Annotated in this window: 17 protein-coding genes; 13 read left to right on the forward strand and 4 right to left on the reverse strand. The window is 74.7% G+C overall.

The features are described 5' to 3' along the window. Nucleotides 1-61 precede the first annotated feature (61 nt). Nucleotides 62-586: a GNAT family N-acetyltransferase gene (locus NX801_RS07420; protein ID WP_258786312.1), complete on the forward strand. Its 525-nt coding sequence runs from the start codon at nucleotides 62-64 to the stop codon at nucleotides 584-586. 110 nt (nucleotides 587-696) lie between these two features. Here the strand turns inward: NX801_RS07420 and NX801_RS07425 are convergent, their stop codons facing one another. Then, nucleotides 697-1,374, reverse strand: coding sequence for an AIM24 family protein (locus NX801_RS07425; RefSeq protein ID WP_258786314.1), 678 nt, complete (start codon nucleotides 1,372-1,374; stop codon nucleotides 697-699). A 106-nt stretch (nucleotides 1,375-1,480) separates the two neighbouring features. Here NX801_RS07425 and NX801_RS07430 point away from each other — a divergent pair, with 106 nt between their 5' ends. The 5 genes from NX801_RS07430 to NX801_RS07450 all read left to right on the forward strand — a co-directional run bounded on the left by NX801_RS07430 (nucleotide 1,481) and on the right by NX801_RS07450 (nucleotide 7,740). Beyond that, nucleotides 1,481-2,254 (forward strand): peptidyl-tRNA hydrolase, encoded by a 774-nt coding sequence (locus tag NX801_RS07430; protein ID WP_428986083.1) that lies wholly within the window; start codon nucleotides 1,481-1,483, stop codon nucleotides 2,252-2,254. A 228-nt stretch (nucleotides 2,255-2,482) separates the two neighbouring features. Continuing rightward, on the forward strand, nucleotides 2,483-3,283 hold the full coding sequence (locus NX801_RS07435) for a DUF4142 domain-containing protein (RefSeq protein ID WP_258786442.1): 801 nt from the start codon (nucleotides 2,483-2,485) through the stop codon (nucleotides 3,281-3,283). A gap of 166 nt (nucleotides 3,284-3,449) precedes the next feature. Continuing rightward, entirely contained in the window at nucleotides 3,450-4,877 is a 1,428-nt protein-coding gene (locus NX801_RS07440; protein WP_258786315.1) for an MbnB/TglH/ChrH family RiPP precursor modification enzyme, read from the forward strand. Next, nucleotides 4,849-5,334 carry a TIGR04222 domain-containing membrane protein gene (locus NX801_RS07445; protein WP_258786316.1) on the forward strand — a complete coding sequence of 162 codons (486 nt, stop codon included), beginning with the start codon at nucleotides 4,849-4,851 and terminating at the stop codon, nucleotides 5,332-5,334. Before NX801_RS07440 ends, NX801_RS07445 begins: the two co-directional genes overlap by 29 nt. Before the next feature lie 723 nt (nucleotides 5,335-6,057). Continuing rightward, nucleotides 6,058-7,740 carry an alpha/beta hydrolase gene (locus NX801_RS07450; protein ID WP_258786317.1) on the forward strand — a complete coding sequence of 561 codons (1,683 nt, stop codon included), beginning with the start codon at nucleotides 6,058-6,060 and terminating at the stop codon, nucleotides 7,738-7,740. 31 nt (nucleotides 7,741-7,771) lie between these two features. Here NX801_RS07450 and hemQ read toward each other — a convergent pair whose 3' ends face one another. Both hemQ and hemG read right to left on the reverse strand, forming a co-directional pair. Beyond that, entirely contained in the window at nucleotides 7,772-8,485 is a 714-nt protein-coding gene (gene hemQ / locus NX801_RS07455; RefSeq protein WP_258786319.1) for a hydrogen peroxide-dependent heme synthase, read from the reverse strand. Between the two features lie 4 nt (nucleotides 8,486-8,489). Then, nucleotides 8,490-9,941, reverse strand: a complete 1,452-nt coding sequence (hemG, locus tag NX801_RS07460) for a protoporphyrinogen oxidase (protein ID WP_258786320.1) — start codon at nucleotides 9,939-9,941, stop codon at nucleotides 8,490-8,492. A gap of 163 nt (nucleotides 9,942-10,104) precedes the next feature. Here hemG and NX801_RS07465 point away from each other — a divergent pair, with 163 nt between their 5' ends. Together NX801_RS07465 and NX801_RS07470 are read left to right on the forward strand one after the other, a co-directional pair. Further along, a complete protein-coding gene (locus tag NX801_RS07465; protein WP_258786321.1) occupies nucleotides 10,105-11,313 on the forward strand; it encodes a DUF4349 domain-containing protein in 1,209 nt (402 codons plus the stop codon). A 21-nt stretch (nucleotides 11,314-11,334) separates the two neighbouring features. After that, on the forward strand, nucleotides 11,335-12,849 hold the full coding sequence (locus NX801_RS07470) for an FAD-dependent oxidoreductase (RefSeq protein WP_309505797.1): 1,515 nt from the start codon (nucleotides 11,335-11,337) through the stop codon (nucleotides 12,847-12,849). 197 nt (nucleotides 12,850-13,046) lie between these two features. On the opposite strand, the gene hemE is transcribed toward NX801_RS07470, so the two are convergent. Next, nucleotides 13,047-14,054 carry a uroporphyrinogen decarboxylase gene (gene hemE, locus NX801_RS07475; RefSeq protein ID WP_258786444.1) on the reverse strand — a complete coding sequence of 336 codons (1,008 nt, stop codon included), beginning with the start codon at nucleotides 14,052-14,054 and terminating at the stop codon, nucleotides 13,047-13,049. Nucleotides 14,055-14,319: 265 nt separating this feature from the next. Here hemE and NX801_RS07480 point away from each other — a divergent pair, with 265 nt between their 5' ends. The 5 genes from NX801_RS07480 to NX801_RS07500 all read left to right on the forward strand — a co-directional run bounded on the left by NX801_RS07480 (nucleotide 14,320) and on the right by NX801_RS07500 (nucleotide 21,328). After that, nucleotides 14,320-14,991, forward strand: coding sequence for a DUF3000 domain-containing protein (locus NX801_RS07480; RefSeq protein WP_258786322.1), 672 nt, complete (start codon nucleotides 14,320-14,322; stop codon nucleotides 14,989-14,991). A 373-nt stretch (nucleotides 14,992-15,364) separates the two neighbouring features. Then, on the forward strand, nucleotides 15,365-16,021 hold the full coding sequence (locus NX801_RS07485) for a response regulator transcription factor (RefSeq protein ID WP_258786323.1): 657 nt from the start codon (nucleotides 15,365-15,367) through the stop codon (nucleotides 16,019-16,021). Nucleotides 16,022-16,100: 79 nt separating this feature from the next. Next, entirely contained in the window at nucleotides 16,101-17,399 is a 1,299-nt protein-coding gene (locus NX801_RS07490; RefSeq protein WP_258786324.1) for a ribonuclease D, read from the forward strand. Between the two features lie 576 nt (nucleotides 17,400-17,975). After that, nucleotides 17,976-19,202: a thiolase family protein gene (locus NX801_RS07495; protein WP_258786327.1), complete on the forward strand. Its 1,227-nt coding sequence runs from the start codon at nucleotides 17,976-17,978 to the stop codon at nucleotides 19,200-19,202. Further along, nucleotides 19,199-21,328 (forward strand): 3-hydroxyacyl-CoA dehydrogenase NAD-binding domain-containing protein, encoded by a 2,130-nt coding sequence (locus tag NX801_RS07500; RefSeq protein WP_258786328.1) that lies wholly within the window; start codon nucleotides 19,199-19,201, stop codon nucleotides 21,326-21,328. Before NX801_RS07495 ends, NX801_RS07500 begins: the two co-directional genes overlap by 4 nt. The last annotated feature ends 57 nt before the right edge of the window (nucleotides 21,329-21,385 follow it).

Genomic DNA, 21,385 nt, shown 5'->3' on the forward strand with positions numbered 1-21,385 from the left:
GCCCGTGTTACCACTTTCCGGTTCCGGGCGCGGGCCCGGACGGGACACGAAGGTGGCGCGAGTGATACGCGGAACGTCGGTGCGACTGCGGGCGATGGGGGCCGAGGACGCGGAATCGCTGTGGCGGTGGAATCACGACCCCGAGGTCATGCGCTGGATGGAGAACCCCCACCCGCAGACGCTCTCCCAGGTCCGTGACCGGCTCGCCGCGCGGGCCGCCAACGCCTACGACGACCTGCTCCTCGGAGTGGAGGCCCTGGCGGACGGGGTGCTGATCGGTCTGGTCGCGCTGCGGGAGGCCGCTCCGGAGAAGGGCATCGCCTCGCTCGACATCTATCTGGGCGAGAAGGAGTACTGGGGCCGCGGCCACGCCACCGACGCCATGCGGACGGTCTGCCGGTACGGCTTCGGGGACATGCGCCTGCACAAGATCGAGCTCACCGTCGTCACCGAGAACCACGCCGCCCGCCGGGTCTACGAGAAGGTCGGGTTCATGGAGGAGGGCCGGCTGCGGCGCTGCTTCCGCCGGGACGGACAGTGGTACGACAGGTACGCCATGGGGCTCTTCCCGGACGAGCTGCGCTGACGGTACCGGGGCCGGCCAGGTACCGGGCCCGGGCAGATGCCGGGGCCCCGGACCGGCGCCGGTCCCGGACAGGTGCCGGGGCCAGGTGGGCGGCCGGGCCCCGGCGCGGGTCAGTGCTGGCCCGGCTTCTGCGGGGTCAGCTCGCTCGGGCGGACGATCACGAAGCCCTCGCCCTGGAGCATCAGCTGCACCGCCTCGCCGGAGCCGCCCCGGATCATGGAGCCGAAGGACTGCGAGCGGTGCAGCGAGGTGTTCAGCTGGGCGCTCCAGCCGACGACGGCGTCGGTGTCCACGTACACCGGCTGGTTGTGGGTGACCGGGATGACCAGCGGGTTGCCCTCGCAGATCACGGCGAGCCTGCCATACCCGGTGAAGAGGCTGTTGAACAGCCCTCCCCCGGTCATCCCGGCCCCCTTCACCGTCTTGATCTCGTACGAGAGGGTGGGGTCGAAGCAGAGCACATTGCGGCCATTGACGGTGAGGGCGTCACCCTGCTCCACATCCACGATGAAACAGTTCTGCGCCTCGTGCGCGAACCACGCCTCGCCCTGGCCGCGCACCGCCATCAGCGGCAGCCCCTCCCCGGTGACCGCGCGCTTCAGCATGCCGCCGACGCCCTGGCCCTTCCGCTCGAACTGGAGATTGCCCCGCCAGGCGATCATCGCCCCCTGCCGGGCGTACATCTCCCCGTTCACCGTGTACTTCACCGATTTGGCGTTCTGGAGCACCATGCCGGGCGCGGTCGCGGGCTGGGCCATGTTCTCGGAGGAGAAAAGATCACTCTTCATGTCCGGCATCGTCGCCCCTGACCCCCCGGACCGACAAGCGCACTGTGGGAACACCGGCCGGGAGACCGCCCGGCGCGCGCCGTCCGGCGGCTGGCAGACTGGGCCGGTGAGCAGCGACGATGTGAACCGCGAAGCCCAGGCCCCGGCCCAGGACGCCCGTGAGGCCGGGGACGACCGGGACGCTAGGGACGAGGCCCCGCAGTATGTGCTTCCCCTGGTGGTCCGGATCGAGAGGGCCGCGCCCCCGGAGCGCACCGACGCCCTGGAGACGGCGGCCCGGGCGGTGCTGCTGATGCTCACCCACGACCGCGCGACCGGCGACGGCGACTGGGCGCCCGCGCTGCGGGCCTGGCAGGACGGCCGGATCCGCAAGGTGGTGCGCCGGGCGCGCGGTGCCGAGTGGCGGAAGGCCGGCGAGCTGCCCGGACTCACGGTCGCCGGTGACGGTGCCGAGGTACGGGTCTTCCCGCCGGTCCCGCTGGACGGCTGGCCCAAGGAGCTGGCCAAGCTCCAGGTCTCCGGCACCGAACTGGCGGACCCCGCCGCCCCGTCCGAGCCGGGCCCCGGCCGGGCGCTGCTCTGGCTCAGCCCGGAGCTGGAGATGTCGGCCGGCAAGGAGATGGCCCAGGTCGGGCACGGCGCCCAGCTGCTCTGGTACGCCCTTCCGGAGCGGCGGCGCGAGGAGTGGCGGCGGGCCGGCTTCCCGCTGGCGGTGCGCACCTCCTCGCGGGAGCGGTGGGCCCGGCTGACCGACGGCGGGCTGCCCGTCGTTCGGGACGCGGGTTTCACCGAGATCGCCGCGGGCTCCCGCACCGTGGCGGCCGAGCCCCCGGCGGACGGCTTCGACCCGGTGGCCGGCTTCGACCCGGTGGCCGGCTGACCCCGGGGCGGGGCACCCGGGCCGGGGCTCGGCCGGTCGGCTGCCAGGCCCGGTCGGCTGCCAGGCCCGGTCGGCTGCCAGGCCCGGGAGGACCGGCCGTCGGAAACGGGTCGGCTTCCGCACCCGGGGCCGCTGAACGCCCCGGGTCCGCTATACGTACCTCCGGACACCGCCACGAGGGCCCGGCCGGGCGCCGTGGGGCACAGGCACGGCTCGGGAGGCACATTGCTGCGGTGGATCAACGGCTCGGTACTCATCATCGCGGCGCTGGTCGCGACCATCGGGGCGCTGGCGTTCCCGGTCTGGTCGTACGCCGACCGCTCGGGCACCGGTCAGGCGAACCTCGACGCCGCGACCGTGGCCACCCAGTGGGGCCCGCTGTCGGCCACCGACCGGGACTTCCTGGTCAAGGTCCGGCTGGCCGGGCTCTGGGAGCTGCCGGCCGGTCAGCAGGCGATCGAGCGGGCGCCGAGCAAGGCCATCAGGGACGCGGGTGACCATCTGGTGGTCGGCCACACCGATCTGGACCAGCGGGTCCGGGACGTCTCCGCCCGGCTGGGGGTGGAGCTGCCGAACCAGCCCAACGAGCAGCAGCAGGGCTGGCTGCGGGAGCTCTCGGCGGCGAGCGGGCAGGAGTACGAGCGGAAGTTCGCCAATCTGCTGCGCAACGCGCACGGCAAGGTCTTCGCCCTGGTCGCCCAGGTCCGGCACACCACCCGCAACTCCCTGGTGCGGCAGCTCGCCACCGACGCCAACCAGACGGTGCTGGACCACATCACCATGCTGGAGCAGACCGGGCTGGTCGACTTCGACGCGCTGGCCAATGAGGCGGCAGGCGCCGCGACCGCCAGCCCGACCGGTCCGCCGCCGCCCGGCGGCGGTCTGCCGCCCGCCCCCTCCCCCGCCGTGCCGAGCGGGGACGACCAGTCCTTCACCTCCCGCCCCTCCACCCAGCCGGGGCCGCCGACGGCCGTCAACACCGACCGCCCGCCGGCCGGTGGTCACGGGGAGGGGGGAACCGCTCCCTGAGCGCGTACGTCACTGTCCCGGAAGCTCAAATCAAGCTCTGAACCGGGGGCCTGCCGGATTGACGGCCGGCCTTCGGGGCCATCACCCCGGGGACCGGCCGGCGGGAGGACCGGGCAGCCGGGACCGGGTGGGACCGGCGGGGACAGGGACGGGAACGGGGGACGGGATGAGGGAGCCGACGCGGCTGGGTACGGGCATCGGCTGGCGCCCGGAGATCGCGGACGTGGTGGCGGAACTGCCCGGACTCGACTGGGTGGAGGTGGTGGCGGAGAACGTCTGCGCCGGCCACCCCCCGGAGGCCCTGGTACGGCTGCGCGAGCGCGGTGTGACGGTCGTCCCGCACGGGGTCTCGCTGGGGCTCGGCGGGGCGGACCGGCCGGACGCCGGGCGGCTCTCGGCGCTGGCGGCGACGGCCACCGCGCTGGGCGCCCCGCTGGTGACCGAGCACATCGCCTTCGTCCGGGCGGGCGGCCCGCTCACCGCGTCACCGGCGCTGGAGGCGGGCCATCTGCTGCCGGTCCCCCGCACCCGGGACGCGCTCGACGTGCTCTGCAAGAACGTCCGGATCGCCCAGGACGCCCTGCCGGTGCCCCTGGCCGTCGAGAACATCGCGGCCCTCTTCTCCTGGCCGGACGAGGAGCTGACGGAGGCGCAGTTCCTGACCGAGCTGGTCGAGCGGACCGGGGTACGGCTGCTGATCGACGTGGCCAATCTGTACACCAACCAGGTCAACCGGGGCGATGACGCGGTCAAGGCACTGGCCGCGCTGCCGGTGGAGGCGATCGCGTACGTCCATGTGGCCGGCGGGGTCGAGCGGGACGGGATCTGGCACGACACTCACGCCCACCCGGTCCCCCGCGCCGTGCTGGACGTGCTGGCCGAACTGACCGCCCGGGTGGATCCACCGGGTGTGCTGCTGGAACGGGACGACGACTTCCCGCCCGGCCCCGAGCTGGCCGCCGAACTGGCCGTGGTCACCGGGATGGTCGCCCACGCCCGGCGCGCCGCCACCCGGGCGGAACCGGTGCCGGCGGGCGCCCTCCCGGCCGTGCCGCCCGCCGCCTCCGGACCCGCCACGGGGCCGGAGGTGCCGGGGCCGGTCCCGCCGAGGCCGGTCATGGACGAACCGGTCGTGCCGGGGCCGGTCGTGTCGGGGCCGGAGGTGCCGGGTGCCCGGCAGCGGCTGGGCATCGCGCAGACCGCGCTGCTGTCGGCGCTGGTCGCCGGGACACCGGCGCCCGAGGGGTTCGACCGCGCCCGGCTGCGGGTGCAGAGCCGGGCACTGGTGGCCAAGCGGACCGGGGTGGTCGCCCGGCTGGCGCCGGAGCTGCCGGCGATCCTCGGGCCGGACTTCGGCCGGGCCTTCACCGCGTACGCCGGCGCCCGGCCGATGCGCGGCGGCTACCGGCGCGACGCCCTGGACTTCGCCGAACGGCTGCTCGTCGACGAGCGGTCGCCGTACCTGACCGACCCGGCCGCGCGCCGCCGGCTGGCCCGCTGGTGGCAGGACCGGGCCGGAGCGCGGCCGCCGTCCCGGACGGCCCGCCTGCTCCGGGGCGCCCGGGATGTGCTGGGCGCACGGTGGACGGCGTGAGCTTCACCGGAACGGCGGTCGCGCTGATGTACGCGGCTGTGGCGTTCTCGTCGATGTCGCTGCCGTCCGGGTGGCCCGGCACCGGAGGGACACGCCCGGGACGCTCCAGCACCCGGTGGAGGCCGCGTTCCTGAGCAGCGGGCCCAGCCGTGTGGTGGACTCCGCGCCGGCCGGCGACGGATGGCTCGCCGTCGGCGGGCCGGGAATCGTGATGGTACTCCGTCCGGTCGTCCACGATCCGGTGGAACAGGCGGTGCTGGAGGCGTACGGGCAGGCTCCCGGCGGTGCCCCGCACTACCTGCGGCAGGAGGCCCCGCGGACCCGGGCCGTCCAGAGGATCGGCGGCGGCCTGGCCGGGTGGGGCCCGCTGGTGCCGTATGTCTCGGGGCCCCGCTGCGCCACCGGGCCAAGGCGTAAGCGGCCCTGTGCCTGCTGCTCCCTGTCCCGGTGGTGCTGAGCGCACCGGTGGCGTCCGCCACGGGCCTCCCAACCAGCCCTGCCCGTTGGCCCTTGCGGTGGCGCAGGGGCCGGCCGGGGCCTGATGGTGGCCGCTGTGGACGGCCTGCTCGTCGCCGGCCGGGTGACCGGGGCAGGCCGGCGGGAGCGGGTCGTGTACGGCAGGACATCTGGCGCGGTCACCACGCCCGGCGCCCTGGCGGCGCCGCACGGGCTCCGGACGCTGCCCGATCCGGTACCGCGCGAGCAACTACTGGTGGGCGCGGCGCGCCGGCGGTGCCTCGGTGGCCCTGGCGGGGCGGGAGAAGGGGCCGACGGCGCCTGGACGGACGCGGTGGCGTGGTGCGCCGTACGGCCCCCAGCCGATGCGGCGGCCCGGACTGCGGCTCCGGGACGGGTGGCTCGGGCTGTCCGGGCGGCCCAAGGCCGCGGCGGGGTGGTGGAGGCGGCTGCGGAGGGGGCGGCGGCTGAGATCCCGCCCGGGCGGCTTGCGGGGCGGAGCCGGCCGGGCGGTGCCCCGGTACGGCCCGCGCGGCGCGCCCGACGACCAGGCCGGCGCGGTGCGGCCGGGCTTCACCCGATCGGCGGGCGTCGCCGTTGACATGGTTGTCGGACCACCCGAAAGGGTCATTGATCCCGACACGGGCCACCGGTCCTTGGCCGGGCGCCGGGGGCTGGGGACGGTCGTCCTCCCCGCCTCGTACGAAGGGACCGCGACACCGCGATGAGGACACCCGACCCGGCCCGGCGCACCACCCGGCCCGCCCCCGCTCCGCCGCCCGGGCCCCGGCGCCGGCTCCGTACCGCCGCCGCCCTCACCACCGCCCTCGGCTCGCTGGCGGTCTCGGCGCTCGCCGCCGCCCCCGCCGAGGGCCGTGCCCCGGGCCCGGCCGGGGAGTACGGGGTCGCCGTGGCCGTGCGGTGGGCGACCGAGGCGGGCATCGCCTTCGGACCCTGCCCCGCCGCCGAGGAGCTGCCCGCGCCGGTGGAGTGCGGCACGGTCCAGGTGCCGCTGGACTACGCGGCACCCGACGGCCGCCGGATCTCCCTCACCGTCAGCCGGGTGAGGGCCGGCGGGGCGCCCGGGGACCGGCAGGGCGCGCTGGTCTTCAACCCGGGCGGCCCCGGCGGCTCCTCGATGTACTTCCCGCTCGCCGCCGGGCTGGCCGCGTGGAAGAGGCTGGCCGCCGCGTACGACTTCGTGGGATACGCCCCGCGCGGGGTCGGCCGGTCGGCGCCGATCAGCTGCCAGGAGCCCGCCCGGACGGTCGAGGCGCCGACCCCGGCGGTGGTCCGGCCCTCGGAGGCGGAGAAGCGGGAGCGGATCGAGCGAGCCAGGGCGTACGCCCGGGGGTGTGCCGAGCGGACCGGGCCGGCGCTGCGGCACTACACCTCGCTCAACAACGCCCGGGACCTGGAGGTGCTGCGGGCGGCGCTGGGCGAGCCGGAACTCACCTATCTGGGTGCTTCATACGGCACCTACTTCGGCGCGCTGTACGCCACCCTCTTCCCGTCCCGGGTCCGTCGGATGGTCTTCGACTCGGCGGTGGACCCGGATCCGGAGCGGATCTGGTACGTCAACAACCTGAACCAGTCGCTCGCCTTCGAGCAGCGGTGGCTGGACTTCAAGATCTGGGCGGCCCGGCACGACGACACGTACCGTCTGGGCGTCTCCCCGGGGGCGGTGCAGGCGTCGTACGAGAAGGCGGCGGCCCGGCTGGCGGAGGAGCCGGCCGGTGGCACCGTGGGCCCCGGCGAGCTCCAGGCGGCGATGCTGAGCACCGGCTACCACGACCGCTACTGGCCCCGGCGGGCCGGCGCGCTCGCGGAGTACCTGGCGGGCGATCCGGCGAAGCTGATCGAGCAGGCGGCGCCCGATCCGTCCACCGCGAAGGAGGCGGAGAACTCCACGGCCGTCTACACGGCGGTGGAGTGCAATGACGCTCCCTGGCCGGAGGACTGGGCGACCTGGGACCGGGACAACTCCCGGCTGGCCGGGGCGGCGCCGTTCGAGACCTGGTCCAACGCCTGGCTCAACCTGCCGTGCGCGTACTGGCCGGCGCCCCGGCAGCGGCCGCTGGAGGTGCGCACCGGTCCCGGTGAACTGCCGCCGGTGCTGATCCTGGCGTCCGAGCGGGACGCGGCCACACCGTACGAGGGGGCCAAGGAGCTGCAGCGCCGGCTGGCGGGCTCGGTGCTGGTCACCGAGCGGGACGCGGGCAACCACGGGGTGTCGGGTGGTCAGAACGACTGCGTCGACACCTATCTGGAGGACTATCTGCTGCGCGGGGTGACGCCGGTGCGGCGCGCGACATGCGCGCCGCACCCGGAGCCTGACCCGGTGTCGCTGGACCGGCGGACGGTGCCCGGGCCGGAGGTACCGGCCGGACGGACGCCCGCCGTCTGATCTTCCGGGTCTGCGGGTGGCGGGGCGGCCGTCAGGCCAGTCCCGCCACCAGGTCCGCGACCGACTTGCGCCGGCCGGTGAAGAACGGGACCTCCTCGCGGACGTGCATCCGCGCCTCGGACGCGCGCAGATGGCGCATCAGGTCCACGATCCGGTGCAGCTCGTCCGCCTCGAAGGCGAGCAGCCACTCGTAGTCGCCCAGCGAGAAGGAGGCGACGGTGTTGGCGCGCACGTCGGGGTAGCCCCGGGCCATCTTGCCGTGGTCCGCGAGCATCCGGCGGCGGTCCTCGTCGGGCAGCAGGTACCAGTCGTACGAGCGCACGAACGGATAGACGCTCACATAGTCGCGCGCCGTCTCGTCGGCGAGGAACGCCGGAATGTGCGACTTGTTGAACTCGGCCGGGCGGTGCAGGGCCATGTTCGACCAGACCGGTTCCATGGCGCGGCCGAGCCGGGTGCGCCGGAAGAGGTTGTACGCCTCCTGGAGCTCGTCGGCGGTCTCGGCGTGCCACCAGATCATCAGGTCGGCGTCGGCCCGCAGTCCGGAGAGGTCATAGGTGCCGCGCACCGTGATGTCCTTGGCGTCGAGCTGATCGAACAGCTCCTGGACCTCGTCGGCCCAGCCGCCCCGGTCCTCGGGGAGCACATCGCGCAGCTTGAAGACGGACCACAGCGTGTAGCGGATGACCTGGTTGAGGTCCTTCGCCTTCTTGCCGGCGTTCGGAATCTTTTCGGGCGCACTCATGGGGCTATTCTCGCCCCTCGTTTTCCGTGGTCCGCGCCGGGGTGGACGTGGCGATGATCTCGTCCGCGGCCCGGTGGGCACTGGCCACGCAGGCGGGGATGCCGACCCCGTCGTAGGCGGCGCCGCAGACCCGGATGCCGGGCAGCTTGGCGACCGCGTCCCGGACCCGGGCGACCCGGGCGAGGTGGCCGACCGGGTACTGCGGCAGGCCGTCGGTCCAGCGGGTGACCCGGGTGGCGACCGGGGCGGCGGTGAGACCGGTGGCGGCGGCCAGGTCGGTGCGGGAGACCGCGACCAGATCGGCGTCGTCCCGGTGCAGATACTCCTCGTCGCCGTACCGGCCGACCGAGGTGCGCAGCACCAGCAGGTCCGGGGCGGCCTCGCCGAGCCAGGACCACTTCTGGGAGGAGAAGGTGGACGCCTTGACGGTACGGCCGTCCACCGGCGGGACCAGGAAGCCGGAGCCGGCCGGCAGGGCGCCCGCGTCGGCACGCCGGAAGGCGAGGGTGACCAGGGACATGGAGGCGTACTCCACGGCGGCCAGCTCCCCGGCGGCGGCCGGGGACTCGGCGGCGAGCAGCCGCGCGGCGGGCCCGGCCGGTACGGCGACCACCACGGCGGCGGCGGTCAGCGTCTCCCGGTCGGTGCGCACCCGCCAGCCGTCGGCGGCGCGGGTCAGGGCCTGGACCGGGGTGCCGTACCGGATCTCGCCCCCCCGGGCGGTGACGGCGTCCGCGACGGCGCCGGGCAGCAGCCCCAGTCCGCCCGCGAGGCCCAGGAAGACAGGCCCGGGCGTGGCCTGGGCGGCGGCCCGCTGGACGGCCCCGACGGCCTCGGTCAGGGTCGGCCGCTCCCGTACGGCGTCGAAGAGCTTCGGTACGGCGGCCCGCATGGAGATCCGGTAGGAGTCGCCCGCGTAGACCCCGCCGAGCAGCGGTTCCACCAGCCGGTCCACCACTTCCCGGCCCATCCGGGCGGCGACGAACTCACCGATCGCCACGTCCTCGCCGACCTCGGCGGGCGGCAGCTCCCGGTCCCGCTCGATCCGGGCCAGTCCCTCGGCCGAGAGCAGCCCGGCGAGGGCGGACGGATCGCCCGGCACGCCCATGACATGCCCCTTCGGCATGGGGCGGAGGGCGTCCCTGGTCCAGACGGACGCGGTGGCGGTGGCGGGTGGCCGGAGCCGGTCCCCGAGGCCGACCGCCCGGGCCAGCTCGACCGCCTCCGGGCGGCGGGCCAGCACGGACTCGGCGCCCAGGTCGACCTGGACGCCCGCGATCTGCCCGGCGAGGAGCTTGCCGCCGGGCCGGGAGCCGGCCTCCAGCACGGTCACCCGCCGGCCCGCCGAGGCCAGCCGGTGGGCGGCGGCCAGTCCGGCGATGCCGGCGCCGATGACGACGACCCGGCCGCCCGGGGGGGCCGCCGGTTCGGGTTCCGCTCGGAGCTGCGCGTTCATGGGTCCACTCTCTCAAACACCGTGCCGAGTCCCGACCGTGACCCGTTCGGAATCACCTGGCCGAAACCGATCCCCGGGACCGGCACGTCGAACCGGTGTCGGGGAGCGCGGCATTCGGGCCGCTCTCCGGGCTGTCCGGCAGCGGGAGCGAGGGGGACGAGGGATGACGGCGGACGTACGGGACGGCCGGCGGGACCGGTCCGGGGAGCGGGACCCGCGGGGCGCGGCCGGCGGGCCGGGCCTCCGGGCGCGGCCCGGCGCACCGGACCGGCGGGGCACGGCGGGCCGGTGGCCCGGCGGACGGAGCCGGCGCGGACTCGCGGTCCTGCTGCTCGCCGCCGGGCTGGCGCTGAGCGGCTGCGCCGGCTCGTCCGACTCTCGCGGCTCCTCCGGTGACAGCGCGTCGGACCACAAGGCGGCGGCCCCGAAGCAGGACACCGGCGCGGCCGCGCCCGGGCAGCCGTACGCCACCGGCCGGCCCGCCCCGAGCGGCGCGCCCGCCACCGGCGGTGCACCGGGCGCGAAGAAGCCGGCCGCCCAGTTCCTGATCCGCACGGCCGAGCTGTCCGTGGAGGCCGGCGACGCGGCGAAGGCGGCGGCCACCGCCCGTACCGTCGCGACCGGGGCCGGCGGCCAGGTCGCGGGCGAGGACACCGGGCGGGACGCCGGCGGCCGGGTCACCTCGCGGATCACACTGCGGGTGCCCCAGGAGTCGTACGAGCGGGTGCTGAGCGCCCTGACCGGCACCGGGAAGCTGCTGTCCCGCACCCAGCGGGCCGAGGACGTCACCGACCAGGTGGTGGACGTGGAGAGCCGGATCGCCAGCCAGCGGGCGAGCGTGGCGCGGGTGCGGGCGCTGATGGACCGGGCCGGGGCGCTGAGCGACGTGGTCGCCCTGGAAGGCGAGCTGAGCAGGCGTCAGGCCGATCTGGAGGCGCTGCTGGCCCAGCAGTCCTCGCTGCGGGACCGTACGTCGCTGGCGACGATCACTCTGCGGATCACCGAGCCCGGCGCGGCCGTCCGGGACCGGGACGACGAGCGGCCGGGCTTCCTGGAGGCGCTGGCGGCCGGCTGGCGGACCCTGGTCGCCTCGGTGGCCTGGGTGGCGGTGGTCCTGGCCGCGGTGGCCCCGTGGCTGGCGGTGGCACTGGCCGGATATCTGCTGTGGCGCCGGTTCGTCCGGCCGCGCACCGCCCGGCGCCCGGCGCACACCCCGGGCGCCCCGGCGGGCGGGTTCCCGGCGGCCTGGCCGGCGCACCGCTCCCCCGCCCCGGGTGCCCAGGACGCCCCCGGGGGCCCGGGCGCCCCGGACGCCCCGGACCAGGGCTCCACCGGCCCGTCGGACGACGGCCCGTCCGGCGGCACCGGGTGACCGCGCCGTAGCGTGTCCCGCATGGCGAAGCAGTCGGAGCAGGCAGACCGGTCGGAAGAGCGGGGACAGCCGGAAGAGTCGGAACGGTCGGAACAGGCAGACCGGTCGGAGCAGTCGGAGCGGGTGGGGACGGCGGGGCGGGCAGGCCCGGGAGGGCGGCGGCCGGAGCGGCTGGTGGTGGTCGGCGGGGACGCGGCGGGCATGGCGGCCGCGTCCGGCGCCCGGCGGCTCAGGGGCCCGGACGAACTGGAGATCGTCGCCTTCGAGCGCGGCCACTTCACCTCGTACTCCGCCTGCGGGATCCCGTACTGGGTCGGCGGGGACGTGGACGGGCCGGACGAGCTGGTGGCCCGTACCCCCGAGCAGCACCGGGAGCGCGGGATCGCGCTGCGGATGCGCACCGAGGTCACCGAACTAGACCTGGAGCGGCAGCGGGTCCGGGCCCGGGACCTGGAGTCCGGCGAGGAGTCCTGGACCGGGTACGACAAGCTGGTGCTGGCCACCGGGGCCCGGCCGCTCCGTCCCGCGCTGCCCGGGATCGACGCGCCGGGGGTGCACGGGGTGCAGACCCTGGACGACGGCCGGGAGCTGCTGGACGCGCTCGCCGCGGCGGAGGGCCGGCGCGCGGTGGTGGTGGGCGCCGGGTACATCGGGGTGGAGATGGCCGAGGCGCTGCTCAAGCGCGGCTACGAGGTGACCGTCCTCGACCGGGGCGAGCAGCCGATGTCCACGCTCGACCCGGACATGGGGCGGCTGGTCCGGGAGGCGATGGACGGGCTCGGCATCACCACGGTGGGCGGCGCCGAGGTGACCAGGATCCTCACCGGCGACGACGGCCGGGTCCGGGCGGTGGCCACCACGGAGGAGGAGTACCCGGCGGACGTGGTGGTGCTGGGCCTGGGCGTGGCGCCGGAGACCTCGCTCGCCCGGGCGGCCGGGCTGCCGCTCGGGGAGTACGGCGGGCTGCTCACCGATCTGTCGATGCGGGTGCGCGGCCGGGAGGACGTCTGGGCCGGCGGCGACTGCGTGGAGGTGCTGGACCTGGTCTCGGGCCGGGAGCGGCACATCGCGCTGGGCACCCATGCCAACAAGCACGGTCAGGTGATCGGCGCCAATGTGGCGGGCGGCTACGGCACCTTCCCCGGTGTGGTGGGGACGGCGGTGAGCAAGGTCTGCTCGCTGGAGATCGCGCGCACCGGGCTGCGGGAGAAGGACGCCCGGGCGGCGGGGCTGCGGTTCGTCACGGCGACGGTGGAGGCCACCAGCCGGGCGGGCTACTACCCGGGGGCGGCCCCGATGACGGTGAAGGTGCTGGCCGAGCGGCGGACCGGGCGGCTGCTGGGGGCGCAGATCGTGGGCCGGGAGGGCGCGGCGAAGCGGGTGGACATCGCGGCGGTGGCGCTGACGGCCGGGATGACGGTGGAGCAGTTGGTGGCCCTGGACCTGGGGTACGCCCCGCCGTTCTCACCGGTCTGGGATCCGGTGCAGGTGGCCGCCCGCAAGGCGGTGTCGGCGGTGCGCGCGGCGGGCGGCTGACCCCTGCGGGACACATGAGCCGGTACGACGGGGTGACGTACGGCCGGTACGGCGACGGGGGCGGGGGCGGGGGCGGGACCGGTGGTGGTCCGCCCCCGCCCGCCGTCGCGCGGGCGTGTCCGGCGCCGGGGCGTCCCCCGCCGGCGCGACGGCGCGCGGGCAGGAGCGGGGGCGGCGCCGGGAGGCCCCGCCCGGGGTCAGCGCGCGGTGCGGGTGTGGACGTGCTCCACCAGGCGGGTCAGCGCGTCCGGGTCGGTGGCGGGCAGCACCCCGTGGCCCAGGTTGAAGATGTGGCCCTCCAGGCCGGAGGCGGCGGCCAGCACCCGGTCGGTCGCGGACTCCACCGCCTGCCGGGGGGCGAAGAGGACGGCCGGGTCCAGGTTGCCCTGGATCGCCTTGCCGGGGCCCACCCGCCGGGCCGCCTCGTCCACCGGCACCCGCCAGTCGGCGCCCACCACATCGGCGCCCGCCTCGCCCATCAGGCCGAGCAGCTCGCCGGTGCCGACCCCGAAGTGGATGCGCGGAACGCCGTATTCCGCCACGGCGTCGAAGACCCGGGCGGAGGCCGGCAGCACCGAGCGGCGGTAGTCGGCCGGGGAGAGCGCGCCGACCCAGGAGTCGAAGAGCTGCACCGCCGAGGCGCCCGCCTCGATCTGGACCCGCAGGAAGGCGGCGGTGATGGCGGCGAGCCGGTCGAGCAGCTCGGCCCACAGCTCCGGGTCGCCGTACATCAGTGCCTTGGTGTGCTCGTGGTTGCGGGAGGGGCCGCCCTCCACCAGATAGCTCGCCAGGGTGAAGGGGGCGCCGGCGAAGCCGATCAGCGGGGTGGCGCCCAGCTCGCCGGTGAGCATGCCGATGGCCTCGGTGACATAGGCGACGTCCTCGGGGGTGAGGTCGCGCAGCCGGGCCAGGTCCTCGCGGCGGCGGACCGGCTCGGCGACGACCGGGCCGACGCCGGGCTTGATGTCGAGGTCGATCCCGATGGCCTTGAGCGGGACCACGATGTCGCTGAAGTAGATGGCCGCGTCGACCTTGTGGCGGCGCACCGGCTGCAGGGTGATCTCGGTGACCAGCTCGGGCCGCATGCAGGACTCGAGCATCGGGATGCCCTCGCGGACCTTCAGATACTCGGGGAGCGACCGGCCCGCCTGCCGCATGAACCAGACCGGCGTGTGCGGCACGGGCTCGCGCCGGCACGCCTTCAGAAAGGCGGAGTCACGGGCGGCGGCCGGGGCGTACGGGGCGGTCCGGAGCCGGCCGGCGGCGCCTGCGGGGCGGCCGGCCGCTCCGGCGGGGATCGGGTCGCCGGATGCCGGGGCGCCGGCACCGGCGTGGGTCAGGTCCTGGGCACCGGCGGGGGGCAGGTCGTTGGCACTCACGCCAAGAATCTTCGCACGCGGCGGGAAGCCGCCTGCCCGGCCCGGGTGTCCCTCCCCGCACAGGGCCCGGCTTCCGCCTACGCTTCCCCGCATGGCTGCGGCTCAGGGACATTTTTCCGATCATTCCGGCGGCACCCGGAAACCGGACGGCACCGAGGAGGAGGCTCCGCCGGCCGCCTTCCGGCTGGCGGTGGACGCGCTGCGCACGGTGCGGCTGCGCCCGGAGATCGAGGTCGAGCCGACCCGGGCGCCGCAGCGGCTCGCCCCGTACGCGCACGCGGTGGAGGCGGCCGTGGTGGAGGCCGACGAGGACCTGGCCGACGGCCGGCTGGTGCTGCTGCACGATCCGGCCGGTCACGAGGGGTGGGAGGGCACCTTCCGGCTGGTGACCCTGGTCCGGGCCGAGCTGGAGCCGGAGATGGCGACGGACCCGCTGCTGCCGGAGGTCTGCTGGTCCTGGCTGACCGGGGCGCTGGAGGCGCGGGGGCTGGCGTACGGCGCGCCGGGCGGCACGGTGACGCGGTCGGGGTCGTACTACTTCGGCGGCCTCAGCGACCGCCGCCCGGCGACCCAGATCGAGATCCGTGCCTCCTGGACGCCGCGCGAGGACCGGAACGGGGTGCCGGACACCGGGGCGCACCTGGCGGCCTGGTGCGACCTGCTCTGCCAGATCGCGGGACTGCCGCCGTCGGCCCCCGGGCCGGCCGAGCCGGGCGCGGGCGTCGTCTCACTGCCCCAGCGCCGGGGCCCCCGGCAGCCCTGACCGGGCCGGCCGGGGGCCGCGACCGCCGGCTGGGTCTGACGAGGAGCATTCGGGAGTCTTCGGGGGCGCGCGGGGGCGCCTGAGCTCATCCGGGGGCGCTCAGGGGCCCGAGGGGCACAGGGGCCCGAGGGGCGCCGAGGGGCGCCGAGGGGCGCCGAGGGGCTCGTGAGAGCACTCAGGGGCGCTCGGGGGATGGTCATATCATCGATCACTCGTCCGAATTGCATCGAATGCGAAGATTTCTGGTCATCAAAACGTGATCGTTTCCTAAAGGCCGACGGGATTGCTGCCGAAGAGGTCTGTGACCCTTCCCGCACGGTTCGCCCGGCTTCTTCCCCGAGCCGGATGTGTCCCGACCTTCCCAGGAGGCCTGGTGTCCGTTCTCCTTGAGCAGCCCGCAAGCCTGGTCGCCTACCGCCCGAACAAGCCGACGGCCATGGTCGTCGTGGCCGACCCGCGCGTCCGTTCCACCGTGACCCGCCATCTCTGGGCTCTCGGAGTACGTGATGTCATCGAGGCGTCGTCCATCGCGGAGGCCCGCCCCCGAATCGGCAACCCGCGCGACATCTGCGTTGCCGACGTCCATCTGCCCGACGGCTCCGGGCTCACCCTGCTGTCCGAGACCCGCGCGGCCGGCTGGCCCAACGGCCTGGCCCTCTCGGCCGCCGACGACATCGGCGCCGTGCGCAACGCACTGGCCGGCGGTGTCAAGGGATATGTCGTCACCGGTACGCGTACGAATATCGGCCACCCGACCCGTCCCGGCGCCGCCCCCATCGGCGCCGCCCGGATGCACCGCCGTCCCCCCGGCGCCCCGAGCCACCCGGGCGGCTACCGCGAGCTCTCCGGGCGCGAGGTGGAGGTGCTCCGCCTGGTGGCCGAGGGACAGTCGAACAAGGCGATCGGGGTCTCGATGGGACTCTCCGCGCTGACCGTCAAGAGCCACCTGGCGCGGATCGCCCGCAAGCTCGGCACCGGCGACAGAGCGGGCATGGTCGCGGTGGCACTTCGTACGGGAATCATCCACTGACCGGTTCCCGACCCTGTGAGCGCCCGTCGACGGAACGTTCCGGCGACGGGCGCCTGCCGTTCGCGGATACCCTTGACAGGTGACCGACGCCCAAGAGACCGCAGCAGAGACAGCACTGCGAACCGCCGGGGGCGGCCCCCCGGACGACGGCGTCGCAGCCGCCGGCGCCGACGGAGCGCCCATCCCCCTGCTGGAGCCCCGCGAGGGCATCCCGCCCGTCGTGGCCGACGAGCACGCCCTCGCCGAAGTGATCGCCGCCTTCGCCGGTGGCACCGGACCCGTCGCCGTGGATGCCGAACGCGCGTCCGGATACCGCTACGGCCAGCGCGCCTATCTGGTGCAGCTGCGCCGCGCCGGGGCGGGCACCGCGCTGATCGACCCGGTCGGCTGCCCGGACCTCTCCGGCCTGGGCGAGGCCCTCGCCGGCACCGAGTGGATCCTGCACGCCGCCACCCAGGACCTGCCCTGTCTCCGGGACATAGGCATGACCCCCACCAGCCTCTTCGACACCGAGCTGGCCGGACGGCTCGCGGGCTTCCCGCGAGTGGGCCTCGGCGCCATGGTCGAATCGGTGCTCGGGTACGCCTTGGAGAAGGGGCACTCGGCCGTCGACTGGTCCACCCGCCCGCTCCCCGAGCCCTGGCTCCGGTACGCCGCGCTGGACGTCGAGCTGCTCGTCGACCTGCGGGACGCACTGGAGAAGGAGCTGGACCGGCAGGGCAAGCTGGACTGGGCGCACCAGGAGTTCGCCGCGATCGCCGCCGCTCCCCCGCCGCCGCCGCGCAAGGACCCCTGGCGCCGCACCTCGGGCATGCACAAGGTGCGCCGCCGCCGGCAGATGGCGGTGGTACGTGAGCTGTGGACCGCGCGCGACCGGATCGCCCAGCGCCGGGACGTGTCGCCCGGCAAGGTGCTGAGCGACGCCGCCATCATCGAGGCCGCGCTCGCCGTGCCGCCACACGCCCAGGCGCTCGCCGCCCTGCCGGGATACGGCCACCGGATGGGCCGCCGGCAGCTGGAGCAGTGGCAGGCCGCCGTGGACCGCGCCCGCGCCCTGCCGGAGGCCCAGCTCCCCCAGCCGGGCCAGCAGCTCGCGGGGCCGCCGCCGCCCCGCGCCTGGGCGGAGAAGGACCCGGCGGCGGCCGCCCGGCTGACCGCCGCCCGCTCGGGCGTCACGGCCCTGGCCGAGCGGCTGAACCTGCCGCCGGAGAACCTGATCACCCCGGACACCGTGCGCCGCGTCTGCTGGGAGCCCCCCGCCGACCCGGCCCCCGAGTCCCTGGCCGCCGCCCTCACCACCCACGGCGCCCGCCCCTGGCAGATCGCCCAGGTCACCCCGCTGCTCGTCGCGGCACTCCAGGAGCAGCCGAAGAGCTGACCCCGCGCGCGCCCACCGGCCCGTTTCCCGCCTGGGGCGGTTCCTCTCTTGTCTTACGGAGGGGCCGCCTTTGCATGTGCGGGGAGCACCGACGGGCCGCGTCGGGCGCGGGCGTGCCGGAGGGGTCACCCCCGCATACGCGGGGAGCACTTGGTAGTGGTTCGGTTCACGGCTCTTCGTCAGGGGTCACCCCCGCATACGCGGGGAGCACACGGTGGAACCAGAACGAACGAGAGGGCCGGGGGGGGCACCCCCGCATACGCGGGGAGCACAGGAGCTGACCAGCGACTTTAGCGTGGGCGGGGAGGGGATTGAGCAACTTTCGTGGATTGCGACTCTTCAGGACACAAGGGGCGTAGATGCCAGAAAGGGGCGTCGATCGCGGCGCCGCGCGCCCGGCGGGCGGGGCGTCGGGCCCGTACAAAGGGGGTGTCGGGGGTGGGGGCGGTGTGAGGTTCGCCGCTCCGGGCGGGGGGACTGGGCAGGTTGGTTACTCATAAGTAGCATGAGGGCGCAAGCGCGCGCTTAGCCGTGCGCCCGCAGCAGTGCCACCCCGCACCCTGGAGGAGAGCCATCGTGCCTCGTACCGTCAGGGACGTCGTCTTCGTCGACGGCGTCCGCACCCCGTTCGGCAAGGCGGGCCCGAAGGGCATCTACCACGAGACCCGCGCCGACGACCTCGTTGTCAAGGCCATCCGGGAGCTGCTGCGCCGCAACCCGGCGCTCGACCCCAAGAAGGTCGACGAGGTGGCCATCGCCGCCACCACCCAGATCGGGGACCAGGGGCTCACCCTGGGCCGGACGGCCGGCATTCTGGCGGGGCTGCCGCAGTCCGTGCCGGGGTACTCCATCGACCGGATGTGCGCGGGCGCGCTGACCGCCGTGACGTCGACGGCCGGTTCGATCGCCTTCGGCGCGTACGACGCCGTGATCGCCGGTGGTGTCGAGCACATGGGCCGCCACCCGATGGGCGAGGGCGTCGACCCCAACCCGCGGTTCGTCAGCGAGAAGCTGGTGGACGAGTCGGCCCTGTTCATGGGCATGACGGCGGAGAACCTGCACGACCGCTACCCGCACATCACCAAGCAGCGCGCCGACGAGTACGCCGTGCGCTCGCAGGAGAAGGCGGCCAAGGCGTACGCCAACGGCAAGATCCAGCAGGATCTGGTGCCGATCTCGGTGCGCCGCACCAACCCGGAGGCGGGCGAGACCGGCTGGGGTCTGGTCACGGCCGACGAGCCGATGCGCCCGGGCACCACGCTGGAGAACCTGGCCGGCCTGAAGACGCCGTTCCGGGTGCACGGCCGGGTCACCGCCGGCAACGCCGCGGGGCTCAACGACGGCGCCACCGCGTCGATCATCGCCTCCGAGGAGTTCGCCCGCGAGAACGGCCTGCCGGTCAAGATGCGGCTGGTCTCGTACGCCTTCGCCGGCGTCGAGCCGGAGGTCATGGGTTACGGCCCGATCCCCGCCACCGAGAAGGCCCTCGCCAAGGCCGGGCTGGCCATCGGCGACATCAATCTCTTTGAGATCAACGAGGCGTTCGCCGTCCAGGTGCTGGCCTTCCTGGACCACTACGGCATCGCCGACGACGACGCGCGCGTCAACCAGTACGGCGGGGCGATCGCGTTCGGTCACCCGCTGGCCTCCTCCGGCGTCCGGCTGATGACGCAGCTGGCCCGGCAGTTCGAGGAGCAGCCGGAGGTCCGCTACGGCCTCACCACCATGTGCGTCGGCTTCGGCATGGGCGCCACGGTCATCTGGGAGAACCCGCACCACAAGGACGCCGGAGGCACCAAGTGAGCAGCACCGCCGAGCTTCTGAAGGGCGCCGCCGAGCTCTTCCCGGACGAGGTCGTCACCCAGGCCCATGTACGCCACCTGGACCTGCCCGCCGGGGCGGGGCGGTTCGCGCTGATCACCCTGGACAACGGCCACGACCACACCAAGCCGACCACCTTCGGCCCGCAGTCGCTGGCCAACCTCGACGCGGCCATCGACCAGGTCGAGAGGGAGGCCGGCGAGGGCACGATCGTCGGCGTCGGCATCACCGGCAAGCCGTTCATCTTCGCCGTCGGTGCCGACCTCAAGGGCGTCGAGCTGCTGAAGCGCCACGAGGACGCGCTCGCCATCGGCAAGGGCGGCCACGAGGTCTTCAAGCGGCTGGCCAGGCTGGCCGTGCCGACCTTCGCGTACTACAACGGCGCGGCGATGGGCGGCGGTGTCGAGGTCGGTCTGCACTGCGCCTACCGGACCGTCTCGGCGGCCGTGCCCGCCTTCTCGCTGCCCGAGGTCTTCCTCGGTCTGGTGCCGGGCTGGGGCGGCTGCGCCCTGCTGCCGAACCTGATCGGCGCGGACCGCGCGGTATCGGTGATCATCGAGAACTCGCTCAGCCAGAACCGCCAGCTGAAGGGCGCCCAGGTCTACGAGCTGGGCATCGCGGACGCCATCTTCGAGGGCGCCGACTTCCTGGAGCAGTCGCTGATCTGGACCGCCGCCGTCCTCAAGGGCGAGCTGGCGGTCGAGCGTCCCGAGGTGGACCGCGGCGAGGGCTGGGACCAGGCGGTGGCGCGCGGCCGGGCGATCGCCGACGCCAAGGTGCACTGCGCGGCCCCGGCGGCGTACCGCGCCCTGGACATCATCGAGGCGGCCAAGGACGGCGACGTCCAGAAGGGCTTCGACGCCGAGGACGCCGCGCTGGCCGACCTGATCATGGGCGGCGAGCTGCGCAGCGGCATCTACGCCTTCAACCTGGTGCAGAAGCGGGCCAAGCGGCCGGCCGGCGCCCCGGACAAGAACCTGGCCCGCCCGGTCACCAAGGTCGGCGTCGTGGGCGCCGGTCTGATGGCCTCGCAGCTGGCCCTGCTCTTCCTGCGCCGTCTGGAGGTGCCGGTCGTCCTGACCGACATCGACCAGGAGCGGGTGGACAAGGGCGTCGGCTATGTCCGTGCCGAGATCGAGAAGCTGCTCGGCAAGGGCCGGATCAACCAGGACAAGGCCAACCGCCTCAAGGCCCTGGTGACCGGTGTGCTGGACAAGGCCGAGGGCTTCGCGGACGCGGACTTCATCATCGAGGCCGTGTTCGAGGAGATGTCGGTCAAGCAGAAGGTGTTCGCCGAGGTGGAGGCCGTCGCCCCGGCGCACGCCGTCCTCGCCACCAACACCTCCTCGCTCTCGGTCTCCGAGATGGCCTCGAAGCTCCAGCACCCGGAGCGGGTCGTCGGCTTCCACTTCTTCAACCCGGTGGCCGTGCTGCCGCTGCTGGAGATCGTGCGCGGCGAGCGGACCGACGACGCCGCGCTGGCGACCGCGTTCGGCGCGGCCAAGAAGCTGAAGAAGACCGCGGTGCTGGTGAAGGACGCCCCGGCGTTCGTCGTGAACCGCATCCTGACCCGCTTCATGGGCGAGATCCAGAACGTCATCGACGAGGGCACCCCGGTCGAGGTGGCGGAGCGCGCGGTGGAGCCGCTCGGGCTGCCGATGTCGCCGCTGGTGCTGCTGGAGCTGGTCGGCCCGGCGATCGGTCTGCATGTGTCGGAGACCCTCAACCGGGCCTTCCCGGACCGCTTCACGGTCTCCCCGAACCTGGCGGCCGTCGTCAAGGCGGGCAAGCGCGGCTTCTACGTCTACGACTCCGGCAAGCCGGAGCTGGACCCGGAGGTCGCCGCGCTGCTGAAGCAGGGCGACACGGTGCTCACCGAGGACCAGGTGCGCGAGCGGGTGCTCGACGCGGTGGCACGGGAGATCGGCCTGATGCTGGAGGAGGGCGTGGTCGCGGAGGCGCAGGACATCGACCTGTGCCTGATCACCGGCGCCGGCTGGCCGTTCCACCTGGGCGGTCTCACCCCGTATCTGGACCGCGAGGGCGTCTCGCAGCGGGTGAACGGCAAGCCGTTCCTCGCCCAGGGCGTGGCGAGCGTCCCTGCGTAACGGGGCCCCCGGCCCTGTGCCTGCCGTCCCGGCGTGACGGGACGGCAGGCGGACCGG

It is taken from the genome of Streptomyces pyxinae (assembly GCF_024756275.1).
GTDB lineage: Bacteria > Actinomycetota > Actinomycetes > Streptomycetales > Streptomycetaceae > Streptomyces > Streptomyces pyxinae.

What these genes read in the sequence shown, in the direction of transcription:
- NX801_RS07480 (WP_258786322.1), top strand. Translation starts at nt 14,320, where the DNA reads ATGGCTGCGGCTCAGGGACATTTTTCCGATCATTCCGGCGGCACCCGG.
- NX801_RS07450 (WP_258786317.1), top strand. Translation starts at nt 6,058, where the DNA reads ATGAGGACACCCGACCCGGCCCGGCGCACCACCCGGCCCGCCCCCGCT.
- hemG (WP_258786320.1), bottom strand. Translation starts at nt 9,941, where the DNA reads ATGAACGCGCAGCTCCGAGCGGAACCCGAACCGGCGGCCCCCCCGGGC.
- NX801_RS07440 (WP_258786315.1), top strand. Translation starts at nt 3,450, where the DNA reads ATGAGGGAGCCGACGCGGCTGGGTACGGGCATCGGCTGGCGCCCGGAG.
- hemQ (WP_258786319.1), bottom strand. Translation starts at nt 8,485, where the DNA reads ATGAGTGCGCCCGAAAAGATTCCGAACGCCGGCAAGAAGGCGAAGGAC.
- NX801_RS07465 (WP_258786321.1), top strand. Translation starts at nt 10,105, where the DNA reads ATGACGGCGGACGTACGGGACGGCCGGCGGGACCGGTCCGGGGAGCGG.
- NX801_RS07470 (WP_309505797.1), top strand. Translation starts at nt 11,335, where the DNA reads ATGGCGAAGCAGTCGGAGCAGGCAGACCGGTCGGAAGAGCGGGGACAG.
- NX801_RS07445 (WP_258786316.1), top strand. Translation starts at nt 4,849, where the DNA reads ATGTGCTGGGCGCACGGTGGACGGCGTGAGCTTCACCGGAACGGCGGT.
- NX801_RS07425 (WP_258786314.1), bottom strand. Translation starts at nt 1,374, where the DNA reads ATGAAGAGTGATCTTTTCTCCTCCGAGAACATGGCCCAGCCCGCGACC.